The sequence below is a fragment of the Synechococcus sp. NB0720_010 genome, from assembly GCF_023078835.1.
In the GTDB taxonomy this organism is placed as follows: Bacteria; Cyanobacteriota; Cyanobacteriia; order PCC-6307; family Cyanobiaceae; genus Vulcanococcus.
Genome location: NZ_CP090898.1, coordinates 1,656,490 through 1,668,876 on the forward strand (window position 1 = coordinate 1,656,490; position 12,387 = coordinate 1,668,876).

Sequence of the window (12,387 nt, forward strand, 5' to 3'; positions counted from 1 at the left end):
CGCTTAGACCCCTGCCAGGACCTTCGCCTCGTCGTCACTGCTGACCACGCGACCGCTGTCCTCAAATCCCTCGATCTGATCGAAGTTCAGGTAGCGGTAGAGCTCAGCGCCTTTGGGATCGATCTTGGCGGCTGCAATTGCCAGGTACTGCTCCTTGCTGGGGAGCCGGCCCAGCTGGGCGCAGACCGCAGCCAGCTCGGCGCTGCCCAGATACACCTGGGCGCCATTGCCCAAGCGGTTGTTGAAGTTGCGGGTGCTGGTGGAGAACACCGTGGTGTTGTCCTCCACCCGCGCCTGGTTGCCCATGCAGAGGGAGCAACCGGGCATCTCCATGCGGGAGCCGGCCTTCTCGAAGATGGCGTAGTAGCCCTCCTGCTTGAGCATCTCCTCATCCATCCGGGTGGGTGGGCAGACCCAGAGGCGAGCCGTGTTCTCCCCTTGTCCCTCCAGGACGGTGGCGGCGGCGCGGTAGTGGCCGATGTTGGTCATGCAGGAGCCGATGAACACCTCATCGATCTGACTCCCGGCCACATCCGAGAGGGTTTTGACGTTGTCGGGGTCGTTCGGGCAGGCCAGGATCGGCTCGGTGATCTCATCGAGGTTGATTTCGATCACCGCGGCGTACTCAGCGTTGGCGTCGGCTTCCATCAGAATGGGATTGGCCAGCCAGTCCTCCATGGCCTTGATCCGGCGGGCCAGGGTGCGGGCATCGCTGTAGCCCCGCGCGATCATGTTCTTGAGCAGCGCCACGTTGCTGCGCAGGTACTCGCTGACGGTCTCCACAGAGAGCTTGATGGTGCTGCCGGCGCAGGAGCGCTCGGCGGTGGCATCGGTCAGCTCGAAGGCTTGCTCCAGCTTCAGGTCGGGCAGGCCCTCGATCTCCATGATTCGGCCGCTGAAGATGTTCTTCTTGCCGGCCTTCTCCACCGTCAGCAGCCCCTGCTGGATCGCCACGTAGGGAATGGCATTCACCACATCCCGCAGGGTGACGCCGGGCTGCAGGGAGCCGGAGAACTTCACCAGCACCGACTCGGGCATGTCCAGGGGCATCGCACCGATGGCGGCGGCGAAGGCCACCAGGCCCGAGCCGGCGGGGAAGGAGATGCCCAGGGGGAAGCGGGTGTGGCTGTCACCGCCGGTGCCCACGGTGTCGGGCAGCAGCATCCGGTTCAGCCAGCTGTGGATGATGCCGTCGCCGGGGCGCAGGGCTACGCCGCCGCGGGAGCTAATGAAGTCGGGCAGCTCGGCGTGGGTCTTGAGGTCCACCGGCTTGGGGTAGGCCGCGGTGTGGCAGAAGCTCTGCATCACCAGATCGGCGGAGAAGCCCAGGCAGGCCAGCTCCTTCATCTCATCGCGGGTCATCGGCCCGGTGGTGTCCTGGGAGCCGACCGTGGTCATCAGCGGCTCACAGCTGGTGCCGGGGCGCACGCCCGGCAGGCCGCAGGCCTTGCCCACCATTTTTTGGGCCAGGGTGAAGCCCTTGCCGGTGTCGGCGGGGGCACTGGGCCGGATGAAGAGGTCGCTGGCGGGCAGGCCCAGTTGGGCGCGCACCTTGTCGGTCAAGGCACGGCCGATCATCAGGGGGATGCGGCCGCCTGCACGCACCTCATCGGTGATCGTGCTGGGCTTGAGCTCAAAGCGGGCCACCACGTCACCGGCATTGGCCTCGCCCGCTGCCCGCTCGATCGTGCCGGCGTAGGGGCGAATGGTGATGACATCGCCGGAGTTCAGGGCGGTGACATCGCACTCAATCGGCAGGGCGCCGGAGTCCTCAGCCGTGTTGAAAAAGATCGGCGCGATCTTGCCGCCGAGCACCACGCCGCCACTGCGCTTGTTGGGCACGTGGGGGATGTCGGTACCGGTGTGCCAGAGCACCGAGTTGATGGCGGATTTACGGGAGCTGCCGGTGCCGACCACGTCGCCGACGTAGGCCACGGGATGGCCCTTTTTCTTGAGCTCGGCGATCAGATCCAGGCCGCCGGGCATCCGGGTCTCGAGCATCGCCGTGGCGTGCAGCGGGATGTCCGGACGGGTGGTGGCGTGGGTTGCCGGGGAGAGGTCATCGGTGTTGGTCTCGCCTTCCACCTTGAAGACCGTGACGGTGATCTCCGCCGGCAGCTCGGGCTTGGCGGTGAACCACTCGGCATTGGCCCAGCTATCGATGACCCGTTTGGCCTGGGTGTTGCTGGCGGCCAGCTCCAGGACATCGTTGTAGGCGTCGTAGACCAGCAGGGTGCGGCAGAGCCCAGTCGCGGCGGCGTCAGCGATGGCTGCGTCCGCGTGGGAGAGCAGCTCGATCAGGGCGCCGACGTTGTAGCCGCCGATCATGGTGGCCAGCAGCTTCACCGCTTCCACGGGAGCGACCAGGGGGCTGGTGGTTCTGCCCTGGGCCACGGCACTGAGCCAGTCCGCTTTGACGTAGGCCGCCTCATCCACGCCGGGGGGGATGCGCTCCGAGAGCAGATGCAGCAGGAACTCCTCTTCCCCGGAGGGGGGTGCCTGCAGCAGTTCAGTCAGGGCCTGGGTTTCGGCGGCTGTCAGCGGCAGGGCGGGGACCCCTTGGGCTTCTCGCTCCGCAGCGGCGGCGCGGTAGTCGGCAAGGAAGCTGCTGGCGGACATCGGCGCTGGAACCCCAGGGGGCCTCGATCGGTGGACGTCCGACCATTGTTCTTTGCCGCCGGTCCCCCCCGTTGTGACGAACGATGCGACTGGGCTTTTAGGGTGGGTTGCTCCGAGCCCCTGGGATGGTTGCCGGCATGATTCCCACCTCTGATCTCCACGTGGTGGAAACCCGGCCCCTGGTGGCGCCCACCCTGCTGCACGGGGAGCTGCCACTGAGCGAGACCGCTGGGCGCACCGTGCGCGAGGCCCGCGAGCGCATCAAGGCCATCCTTCGGGGTGACGACCAGCGTTTGCTGGTGATCGTTGGACCCTGCTCGGTCCATGACGTGGAGGCGGCCCAGGAATACGCCGCCGCCATCGCTGAAGAACACAAACGTCACCGTGACCAGCTTGAGGTGGTCATGCGGGTCTATTTCGAGAAGCCCCGCACCACCGTCGGCTGGAAGGGGTTGATCAATGACCCGCATCTGGACGGCAGCTACGACATCAACACCGGTCTGCGCCTGGCCCGCGGCCTGCTGCTGCATCTGGCCGACATGGGGCTACCGGCTGCCACGGAGCTGTTGGACCCTGTCGTTCCCCAGTACATCGCTGATCTGATCAGCTGGACGGCCATCGGCGCCCGCACCACCGAAAGCCAGACCCACCGGGAAATGGCCTCTGGGCTGTCCATGCCCATCGGTTTCAAGAACGGCACCGACGGCAGCGCCATCACCGCCATCAATGCGATGGAGGCGGCAGCACGCCCCCACCATTTCCTGGGCATTAATAAGGATGGCCAAGCGGCCATCGTCACCACCACCGGTAACCCCGATGGGCACCTGGTGCTGCGGGGCGGCAAGCAGGGCACCAACTACCACCGAGAGGCGATTGAAGAAGCCTCGGCTGCTCTGGTGAAAGACGGACTGCCGGCTCGGGTGATGGTGGATTGCAGCCACGGCAACTCCAATAAGGACTACCGCCGTCAAGGCGAGGTGGCGGCGCAGGTGGCTGAGCAACTGCGGGCGGGCTCCCGCGATGTCATGGGCGTGATGATCGAGAGCCATTTGGTGGCTGGTAATCAGAAGATCAGCCCCGATCGCTCGGCCCTCACCTATGGCCAGAGCATCACCGACGCCTGCATCGATCTGCAGACGACCCGTGAGGTGCTGGCGAGCTTGGCTGATGCGGTTGCGGCGGCCCAGAGCGCTTCTGCCGTCGCGGTTTAAGCGAAGCGTTTTGCTCAATTAGCACTCGAAGATCGAGAGTGCTAATTGCCTTCGGTGCTCAATAGTGTGGTTTAAAACTGTTGGCAGTGAGCAGAATCTTCTGCCTGTCCAATTACCTTGTCTGCAACTGAAAGGGGGCTGCCTATGGCCTATCTGCTGCAGTTTTTTGGTCTGTCTGATCCGTTGCAGCTGTTTTACCTGCAGCAAAGTTCCGTGGATGGTGCCGGTCCGGTGTTCACGGGCTTTCGCCCGGTTCAGCTGGATGCCTTGATGGCCTGGGCCCTGGAGACTGCCAGTTGCCGCCAGTGGGATCCAGAGCGGACCCAGCGCAGTGTGATCAACGCTTGGATGGAGCGCGCTGAGGCGATCCGCCAGTGGCAGTTGTGTTTGCGCAGTGAACCCGGAGAGACCCAGTTGGTCACCGGCCTTGGCACCCAACGGGACTGGGAGCAGCGCTGTGAGGCGATGCTCAGGGCATAGCGAGTTGCCAGAGATAAGCGGTGGCTAATGGCACGCTCAGGTTGTCGAGGCCAAAGCCACTCAGTTGCTCGAGCCCCGTGGCGGCGATCGCGATGGCAGCCGCAGCCACCAAGCTGGGTGCGGCTGCACCCGTTCCCTGGGCGACTCCGATCAACAGGGCCAGGACCAGCCAGCTGGTGAGGGCCATGGTCGCGGTGCCCGCCAGGGATTTGGTTTGCCCGAAGATCTGCCAACGCGCTGACTGGATCTGGGGGCCCACCAGCCCCGCGAGTCCATCGCCGCAGGCCATTACCAGAACGCCTGCGGCCACGGGTAGCGGTTGCTGGGGCCAGAACAGGGCCAGGAGAATCGTGATCGAGGCGCCGTAGGCAATCGTCCCGTAGCTGTGGCGTCCGACGTCCTCGACGGCAGGCAGCAGGCGGAAGCGGTGGTTCAGGGCGGTGCCCAGCGTGACCAGGGCCGCGGCGCCCAGGGCCAGGCCTCGCGGAATCGCAAAGGCCCAAGCCAGGAGTACGACCGCGCCCGTACCGATGTGGACGACCTTGCGGCTCCACTCCTTCTGTTGCGGCCAGCGCCGGCGTACTGCCAGGGCCGTCAGCAGCACAGCAGCAAGCCAGGCCAAGACAGCGGCCACGCCCAGGAGCTGTTGCGTGACCACAGAACTCAGGCGATACGGCTCAAGCAGCCTGCTGGTAGTTGGTCATCAGGCGCAGCTTGAGAATCGCTTTCGATTCCAACTGACGCACCCGTTCGCGGGAGACGTTGATCTGGCGTCCGATTTCCGCCAGGGTCAGGGGCTCTTGGCCGGCGAGTCCAAAGCGCAGTTCGATGATCTTGCGCTCGCGCTCATTGAGCTGGGAGAGCCAGGTGCCCAGGTGCTCCTTCTGCAGGTTGCGATCCATGGAATCCATGGACTCGTTGCTGTTGGGATCCGCGATCAGCTCGCCGAGGGTGCTCCGGTCATCGTCGCCCCGGGCATGGGCATCGAGGGAGGCGCAGGGGGCGCTTTGGGTGATCAGCTCTTCCAGTTCTTCCGGCTGCATGCCCATGGCATGGGCCAGCTCCAGGCGGTTGGGTTGGCGGCCAAAGCGATGGGAGAGCTCGCGGGTGATGCGACGCATCTTCGAGAGCTTCTCGCTCACGTGAATCGGCAAGCGAATCGTGCGGGCGCTGTTGTCGATGGCCCGGGTCATGCCCTGGCGAATCCACCAGTAGGCATAGGTCGAGAACTTGTAGCCCATGGCGGGGTCGAACTTGTCGACGGCTCGCTCCAGACCAATCGCGCCCTCTTGGACCAGGTCAAGCAGTTCCAGGCCTTGGTTCTGATATTTCTTGGCGACGCTGACGACGAGCCGCAGGTTGGCGGCCATCATTCGATCCCGGGCGCGGGTGCCCATCCGGATCTGATGTTTTTGGCGGGCGGTGAGTTCGGCGGCGGGGAGCTCCTGCAGACGCTTCATCGCCTGCACATGGTGAGCCAACTCAATCTCTTCGGCGGGAGTGAGGAGGGGTACCCGGCCGATATTGCTCAGGTACCAGCCGATCGAGTCAGCACTAAGGCGACCTCCCTGCCGGGACGCGGCGGATCGAGCCGTTGATTTGTTGCTCGAAGAGCCTGAAGCAGCGGGCTTGTTTGCAGGCATGGCAGCAGATGCGCAGGCTTCGGAGGTTGCTTTGGGCGGTTGGTTGTCTCTGCAGGGTTGCAGAACTGAACTAAAGGCCGCAAAACGAATTGATTTGGCCGGAATGTAGCACTCCTGGCCACTGCGAGATGTCAGGAATTGGAAGACTTACTAAGGCCTTTTCGTTCGTTTTTCTTTCTGTTTGTAGCCCTCGCTACGCGCCCGCCTCGACAGGGATCAGGCCCTTTCTCCAGCCATCGATCAAGTTGGCTTGCACGGCGATGTTGTCCTCTTCGGGAATGCGGCGGCTGAAGCTGCCATCGCTCTGCATGTCCCAGGCGGTGCAGTTGTCATTGAGATAGCTGTCGATCAGCCGTGTCAGCCGTTCGTGTAGATCGGGATCTTCGACGGGGACCACCGCTTCGACGCGCCGGTCGAGATTGCGACCCATCCAGTCGGCACTGCCGATATACGTCTCGTGATCACCGCCGTTCTCGAACCAGAACAGACGGGAGTGCTCCAGGAAGCGACCAATGACGCTGCTCACCCGAATGTTGTCGCTGACACCGACCAGCCCCGGTCGCAGGCTGCACATGCCGCGCACCACGAGGTCGATCTGAACACCCGCTTGGGAGGCCTCGTAGAGCAGGGCGATGATGCGCGGGTCCACCAGGGCGTTCATCTTGGCCTTGATGGCGGCCGGCTGACCGGCCTTGGCGTGCTCGATCTCCCGTTGGATGAGCTCTTGCATCCGGCGGCGCAGGCTCACGGGCGCCACCAGGAGGCGCCGGAAGTCCTGTTGCTTGGAGAAGCCCGTCAGGTAGTTGAACAGCTCGGCCAGGTCCTGCCCCAGTTCCGGCCGGGCGGAGAGCAGACCCAGGTCCGTGTAGAGGGCTGCGGTTTTGGAGTTGTAGTTGCCCGTGCCGATGTGGCAGTAGCTGCGCAGCAGATCCTTTTCCTTGCGCACCACCAGCGTGATCTTGGTGTGGGTTTTCAGGCCGATCACCCCGTAGACCACGTGGACGCCTGAGCGCTCCAGTTGGCGGGCCCACTGAATGTTGTTGTCCTCGTCGAAGCGTGCCTTGAGCTCGACCAGCACCATCACTTGCTTGCCGTTCTCTGAGGCGCGAATCAGGGCCGCAATGATCGGGGAGTCTTTCGAGACCCGATAGAGGGTCATCTTGATGGCCAGCACCGAGGGGTCATCGGCGGCCTGATTGATGAACTCCTCGACAGAGGTGGAAAAGAGGTCAAACGGGTGGTGCAGGAGCACATCACCGCGGCGCAGCACCGAGAAGATGCTGGTGAATTCCTCGGCCTTAATCGAGCCGTCCTCCAGCAGGCTCTTCTGAGCCCGAGCCAACTTGGCGTGGGTGCGGCCCCGGTGCGGGGCATCCTTCAAAGCCGGCAGGGGAATGGCCAGCAGGCACATCAGGTCATCGAGGCCCAGCGGACCGCCGATTCGATAGAGATCCTCCGGTTCAACGCCGGTGCCCTCCAGGAGCAGTTCCACCACGGCATCCGGCATCTCATCGGCGACCTCCAGGCGCACCACCTCCCCGCCCATGCGTCGTTTGCGCAGGCCCTGCTGGAGGGCCTCCATCAAGTCGTCGGCTTCCAGGTCCCGCAGCTCCAGGTCCGCATCCCGGGTGACGCGGAAGAAGTAGTGCCCCTCCACCTCCATCCCTGGGAAGAGCAGCTGCAGGTTGAAGGCCACCACCTGCTCCAGGGGGACGGCGGTGAAGACCGGTTGCGGTTCGGTCGTGCTGAGCTCGGCCGGCAGTTCGACAAACCGCGGCAGGTTCTTTTGCGGGACCTTGACCCGGGCAAATTGTTGAACGCCGCTGTCTGGATCGCGGATCAGGGCCGCGATGTTCAAGCTCAGGTTGCTGATGAAGGGGAAGGGGTGAGCCGGGTCCACCGCCAGGGGGGTGAGCACCGGGAAGATGGCGCGCTGGAAGTAGTCGTTGACCCAGGCCTTCTGCTTCTTGTTCAGCCTGCGGTAGTCCAGGAGGTGCACGCCGACTTCGGCCAGCTGGTGCTTCAGGTAGTGGCGGTAGTGGGCCTGTTGTTGCTGCAGCAGCGGTGCGAGTTCCTTGCGCACCAGGGCCAGCTGTTGGGTGGGAGTCAGTCCGTCGTCGCTCAGGGTCTGAACGCCCGCTTCCACCTGTGACTTCAGTGAAGCCACACGGACCATGAAAAATTCGTCGAGGTTATTGCTGAAGATCGCGCTGAATTTGGCCTGCTCCAGCAGCGGCGTGTGCTCGCTCAGGGCCTGGGCCAGCACCCTCTGGTTGAAGGCAATCCAGCTGAGCTCCCGATTGATGTAGAGCTCCGGAGCAACCACTGGATCAGCCATGGATGACCCATCACTTTCTGCTGATCAACGTAGCAATCAGAAGGGATCTCAGGCGTGTTGCTCGCGACGCGGCAGGCCTCCAGCCACCAGGGCTGCGACCCCCGCGAGCACCGTGATGCCCAGCCAGAAGGGACTGCGTTGTCCCACCACGTCGTAGGCCAGGCCGGCGAGGGGAGGGCCGATAAAACTGCCCAGGCTCTGGAGGCCCTGAAGGCTTCCCAGGGCTGCCCCCTGGCCGGAGTCATCCAGGCGCCTGGAGACCAGGGCCCGCAGGCAGGGGGTCACCAGGCCGGTACCGAGGGCCAGGATCGCAACGGCGGGGAAGACGACACGGGTGGCGTTCTCGGCGGTCGCCATCGGCACCAGTAGGCAGCCGGCGATCACGAAGCCCAAGCCAGCCAGGGTCAGTCGCCATTCGCCAAAGCGTTTCACCAGAGGTCCGATCAAGCCCCCCTGGACGACCGTCGCCACGATGCCGACCACCAAGAAGGCATTAGCGGCTAAGCCCGGTCCCCAATCAAAGGCCTGTTTGAAATAGAGGACCAGCACGGCTGTGAAGCCGTTGAAGGCGAGAAAAAAGAGAAAGAACGCCCCACACAAGCGGCGCACCTGGGGGTTGGTGAACACCTTCTGCAGGGCGATCAAGGGATTGAGGTCCCGTTTGCGTGGCATCGCCAGCCGCGCCTCGGGCGGGTGGGTTTCTGGCAAGAGCAGCAGCACCAGCACCAGGTTGATCAGGGCGAAGGCCGCGGCGGCCCACACCGGCAGGGTGACGTTGGTCTGGGAGAGCAGGCCGCCAAAGGCGGGGCCCAGGATGAAGCCCAGGCCGAAGGCCACGCCAATCAGGCCAAAAGCCTTGGCACGGTTTTCTGGGGTCGAGATATCCGCGAGCACTGCCCCGGCCGTGGCGGCGGTACCGCCGCTCACCCCATCAATGAGTCGGGCGGTAAACAGCAGGATCAGGGGAAGGCTCGTCCCGGCGGCCCAGGGAATGGCCTGCCAATCAATGCTGACCGTGATCGCAAAGAGACTCAAGCCGAGCACCGAGCCCGCCACACAAATGCCGATGACGGGTTTGCGGCCAAAGCGATCGCTCAGGGAGCCAATCAGGGGGGTGACGGCGAATTGGGCGATCGCGTAACTCCCGGCCAGCAGTCCCAGGGTGCGGCCGTTGTCCGTGAAGCTCGCCAGCAGGAAGGGCAGCAAGGGGAAAACAATGCTTTCCCCGAGCCGATCGTTCAGCAGTGTGAGGAACGCGCAGAGAGAGGTGGAGGGCCGTTTCCAGCTCACAGGGCTGTCCCCAGTGTTTGCCTCACCTTCCCATGAAGGCTTGAACGCTCCTTAGTGGATCCGTCGGATCAGCTTCAGGATGAACTGACGCAGGGAAAAGGACTGTGCGGATCGGGGGTACTGGCGCTGCGGTGAACTCATCACCAGGCCACACACCATCGAAAAGGATCCAGTCCCGCCTTTGACAAGCATGAGATGAACCGCTTGGTGGGCGAAAGATATGCCCCCTGTCTCGATTGCGCTCGTCAGAAGTGAACGTTTTTAGGTTTTGGATTCGCTCCGGGCAGGATGCATCGTGATGGTTCGCGCGATCGATTCACGGTGAGTTCCACTCCTTCTGGTCTGAGTCACCTCAATGCCAGCGGGGAGGCCCACATGGTGGATGTGGGTGGCCGCGCCGTGAGTGATCGTGTGGCCGTTGCGGAGGGGTTTATTCAGCTCTCGGCGGAGGCTCTGGCCCTGGTGGTGGAGGGGCGTGCGGCCAAAGGGGATGTTCTGGCCGTTGCTCGGGTCGCGGCGATTCAGGGGGCGAAGCGGACCTGGGAACTCATTCCCCTGTGCCATCCCCTGCCCTTAAGCGGGGTCTCCGTGGCGATTGAGCCGGTGGCGGATGGGTTGCGCATCGAGGCCTCGGCCCGTACCACCGGTGTGACCGGTGTGGAGATGGAAGCGCTGACCGCCGTGCAGGTGGGCCTGCTCACCCTCTACGACATGGTTAAAGCGGTCGATCCCGCCATGACGATTGGCCCCGTGCGCCTCCTGAGCAAGACCGGCGGGCGGCGTGGCGATTGGCAGCGTGATGACTGAGCCCTATCCCCGCGAAGGGCTTCCCCTGGATCAGGCCCGGGCGCTGGTCTTGGAGGCGCTGCAACCCTTGGGGCTCTCGGAGTCCTTGCCCCTGGCGGACTGTCTGGGCCGCACACTGGCGGAAACGCTTCATGCGGCGGAAGCCGTGCCAGGTTTCCGCGCTTCGATCATGGATGGCTATGCCATCGCCGGCTCTGAGCCGCCTGAGCCGGGGGACTCCTGGCAGCTGATGGGACGCTCCGCCGCGGGGGCACCGTTTCGCGAGAGCCTGCAGCCGGGACAGGCCGTGCGTGTCCTGACGGGGGCTGTCGTCCCTGAGGGAAGCGGTTGGGTGTTGCCCCAGGAATTGGTGGAGGCCTGTGATGGCCAGCTCCGTTTGCAGAAAGCCTGCGGGGTCAACTCCTGGATCCGCGCCATGGATGAAGAGGCGGCCGCGGGCGGGGTCTTGGCCCAGGCCGGGGATCGCTTGGGTGTAGCGGAGTTGGCGCGCCTGGCCAGTTGTGGCGTTCAGCAGTGCCGGGTTTGGTCACGGCCGCGCGTGGGTCTGCTGATTAGTGGCGATGAGTTACTTCCCCCCGGTGAGCCCCGGCAGTTGGGGGAGATCTGGGAGAGCAACTCGACGTTGCTTTGCGCCCTCTTGCAACGCCTGGGCTACGGGGTTGCCGTGCAGAGGGTGGTTGGCGACCAGCCCGAGCCGTTGCGTCAGGCCCTGCTCGAGCTGGCGGCGAACGCTGATGTGGTGGTGAGCACCGGCGGCGTGTCTGCGGGGGATACCGATTGGATCCGGCCCTTGGTGGCGGAACTGGGGGAGGTGCGGTTCTGGAAGTTGTTCCTCAAACCCGGTCGTCCCTTGGCCTGGGGAACGGTGGCTGGGAGGCCCTTCTTCGGCCTGCCGGGCAATCCCGTGGCCGCCGCCGTGACGGCCCTGCAGTTGCTCTGGCCGGCGCTGCAACGGCTGGAGGGGGCTGAGGTTGCGCTGCTGCCGCGTCTGCGGGTTCAGTTGGAGCAGCCCCTGCGGCGCGGTTCGGGGCGCCCCGAATTGGCCCGGGCGTCCTTGGTGGTGGCCGATGACGGTCGCTTGTTGGCCCGGGTCGCGGGGTCCCAGGCGTCCTCCCGGATTGGCTCCCTGGCGCAGGCGGATTTGCTCTTGGAGATTCCCGCGGAGCTGGGGAGCTTGGAGGCGGGTGCGGAGCTCTGGGCCCAGCTCCTGCGGCTGCCGATTTTTTGAAGCCCTAGAGCGGGGTGTTGCCCTCGATCCACTGGCTGGATCCATCGGCGCTCCATTCCCGCTTCCAAAAGGGGGCGTTGTGCTTGAGCTCCTCGAGCAGCTCTTGGCAGCAGCGTTGGGCTGGCCCGCGTCGGTCGGCCAAGACCGCGACACAGACGATGGCGTCGTTCACCGCGATGCGGCCGACGCGGTGTTCGATCAGGCAGGCCAAGGCGCCATGGCGCTTGCCGACGGATTCGGCAATGCGTTGGAGTTCCGCCTCGGTCATCCCGGGGTAGTGCTCAAGTTCGAGGGCGATAACGGCACTGGCGCTGCTGCCATTGGCGTTGCCGGCGCGCACCCGGCCGATGAACGAACTGCAGGCCGCTGCCCGTTGCAGGCCCGCCTCGAGCAGCTGTTGTTCCCACTGCTGTAGGGAGACCAGTGGCTCAAACCGCTCTGGGTGCAGTCGAATCTGAATCGCGATGGGCTGCTCCATTAGCCCCCCGAGATCGGTGGCAGAAAGGCCAACTCGTCTCCGTTCTGTAGAGGCGTCTCGGCGCTGGCAAAGCGTTGATTGATGGCCACCCGGACCGCGTCCATGGCCCCGGGCAACTCCAGCGTCCGCCAGAGCTCTTCGGCGGTGGTGGGCTGCTCGAGCGGCCATTGACGCTCCGCCCAACCCGCCTGCTCCCGCAGGCTGGCGAACAGGCGGATGCGAATCGAGCCGGGTGCGCTGGAGCCCATGGCTCAAACGCTACCCAGCGGCCCATCGGGGTTTGGCAGCATCAA

General features: G+C 64.6%; 11 protein-coding genes. 4 read left to right on the forward strand and 7 right to left on the reverse strand.

Annotated elements, in window-relative coordinates; all coding sequences use genetic code 11:
• Positions 1-3: 3 nt before the first annotated feature.
• Positions 4-2,619 (reverse strand): bifunctional aconitate hydratase 2/2-methylisocitrate dehydratase, encoded by a 2,616-nt coding sequence (gene acnB, locus LY254_RS08700; protein WP_247476670.1) that lies wholly within the window; start codon positions 2,617-2,619, stop codon positions 4-6.
• A gap of 137 nt (positions 2,620-2,756) precedes the next feature.
• On the opposite strand from acnB, the gene LY254_RS08705 reads away from it, so the two are divergent.
• Positions 2,757-3,830, forward strand: coding sequence for a 3-deoxy-7-phosphoheptulonate synthase (locus tag LY254_RS08705; RefSeq protein ID WP_247476672.1), 1,074 nt, complete (start codon positions 2,757-2,759; stop codon positions 3,828-3,830).
• A gap of 144 nt (positions 3,831-3,974) precedes the next feature.
• A complete protein-coding gene (locus LY254_RS08710; RefSeq protein WP_247476674.1) occupies positions 3,975-4,310 on the forward strand; it encodes a hypothetical protein in 336 nt (111 codons plus the stop codon).
• Here LY254_RS08710 and LY254_RS08715 read toward each other — a convergent pair.
• The 4 genes from LY254_RS08715 to LY254_RS08730 form a co-directional block, all read right to left on the reverse strand.
• Positions 4,300-4,968, reverse strand: coding sequence for a diacylglycerol/polyprenol kinase family protein (locus LY254_RS08715; RefSeq protein WP_247476676.1), 669 nt, complete (start codon positions 4,966-4,968; stop codon positions 4,300-4,302). The genes LY254_RS08710 and LY254_RS08715 overlap by 11 nt on opposite strands.
• A 19-nt stretch (positions 4,969-4,987) precedes the next feature.
• Positions 4,988-5,953 (reverse strand): RpoD/SigA family RNA polymerase sigma factor, encoded by a 966-nt coding sequence (locus tag LY254_RS08720; protein WP_029626052.1) that lies wholly within the window; start codon positions 5,951-5,953, stop codon positions 4,988-4,990.
• Between the two features lie 193 nt (positions 5,954-6,146).
• Positions 6,147-8,291: a polyphosphate kinase 1 gene (gene ppk1 / locus LY254_RS08725; RefSeq protein WP_247476678.1), complete on the reverse strand. Its 2,145-nt coding sequence runs from the start codon at positions 8,289-8,291 to the stop codon at positions 6,147-6,149.
• A 48-nt stretch (positions 8,292-8,339) separates the two neighbouring features.
• Complete coding sequence (locus LY254_RS08730; RefSeq protein ID WP_247476680.1) at positions 8,340-9,581, reverse strand: MFS transporter; 1,242 nt, start codon at positions 9,579-9,581, stop codon at positions 8,340-8,342.
• Positions 9,582-9,869: 288 nt separating this feature from the next.
• Here LY254_RS08730 and moaC point away from each other — a divergent pair, with 288 nt between their 5' ends.
• Together moaC and LY254_RS08740 are read left to right on the forward strand one after the other, a co-directional pair.
• Entirely contained in the window at positions 9,870-10,388 is a 519-nt protein-coding gene (gene moaC / locus LY254_RS08735; RefSeq protein ID WP_010313800.1) for a cyclic pyranopterin monophosphate synthase MoaC, read from the forward strand.
• The gene (locus LY254_RS08740) at positions 10,381-11,616 is read left to right on the forward strand and encodes a molybdopterin molybdotransferase MoeA (protein WP_247476682.1); all 1,236 of its coding nucleotides are present in this window, start codon (positions 10,381-10,383) and stop codon (positions 11,614-11,616) included. The genes moaC and LY254_RS08740 overlap by 8 nt, the downstream gene beginning before the upstream one ends.
• Before the next feature lie 4 nt (positions 11,617-11,620).
• On the opposite strand, the gene LY254_RS08745 is transcribed toward LY254_RS08740, so the two are convergent.
• Together LY254_RS08745 and moaD are read right to left on the reverse strand one after the other, a co-directional pair.
• Positions 11,621-12,094 (reverse strand): molybdenum cofactor biosynthesis protein MoaE, encoded by a 474-nt coding sequence (locus tag LY254_RS08745; protein ID WP_247476683.1) that lies wholly within the window; start codon positions 12,092-12,094, stop codon positions 11,621-11,623.
• Positions 12,094-12,342 (reverse strand): molybdopterin converting factor subunit 1, encoded by a 249-nt coding sequence (gene moaD, locus LY254_RS08750; RefSeq protein WP_247476684.1) that lies wholly within the window; start codon positions 12,340-12,342, stop codon positions 12,094-12,096. The genes LY254_RS08745 and moaD overlap by 1 nt, the downstream gene beginning before the upstream one ends.
• Between the last annotated feature and the right edge of the window lie 45 nt (positions 12,343-12,387).

Bases quoted from the DNA above. Each gene is read 5' to 3' on its own strand.
- LY254_RS08745 (WP_247476683.1), bottom strand. From the start codon at position 12,094: ATGGAGCAGCCCATCGCGATTCAGATTCGACTGCACCCAGAGCGGTTT.
- acnB (WP_247476670.1), bottom strand. From the start codon at position 2,619: ATGTCCGCCAGCAGCTTCCTTGCCGACTACCGCGCCGCCGCTGCGGAG.
- moaD (WP_247476684.1), bottom strand. From the start codon at position 12,342: ATGGGCTCCAGCGCACCCGGCTCGATTCGCATCCGCCTGTTCGCCAGC.
- moaC (WP_010313800.1), top strand. From the start codon at position 9,870: ATGCATCGTGATGGTTCGCGCGATCGATTCACGGTGAGTTCCACTCCT.
- LY254_RS08740 (WP_247476682.1), top strand. From the start codon at position 10,381: ATGACTGAGCCCTATCCCCGCGAAGGGCTTCCCCTGGATCAGGCCCGG.
- LY254_RS08705 (WP_247476672.1), top strand. From the start codon at position 2,757: ATGATTCCCACCTCTGATCTCCACGTGGTGGAAACCCGGCCCCTGGTG.
- ppk1 (WP_247476678.1), bottom strand. From the start codon at position 8,291: ATGGCTGATCCAGTGGTTGCTCCGGAGCTCTACATCAATCGGGAGCTC.
- LY254_RS08710 (WP_247476674.1), top strand. From the start codon at position 3,975: ATGGCCTATCTGCTGCAGTTTTTTGGTCTGTCTGATCCGTTGCAGCTG.
- LY254_RS08720 (WP_029626052.1), bottom strand. From the start codon at position 5,953: ATGCCTGCAAACAAGCCCGCTGCTTCAGGCTCTTCGAGCAACAAATCA.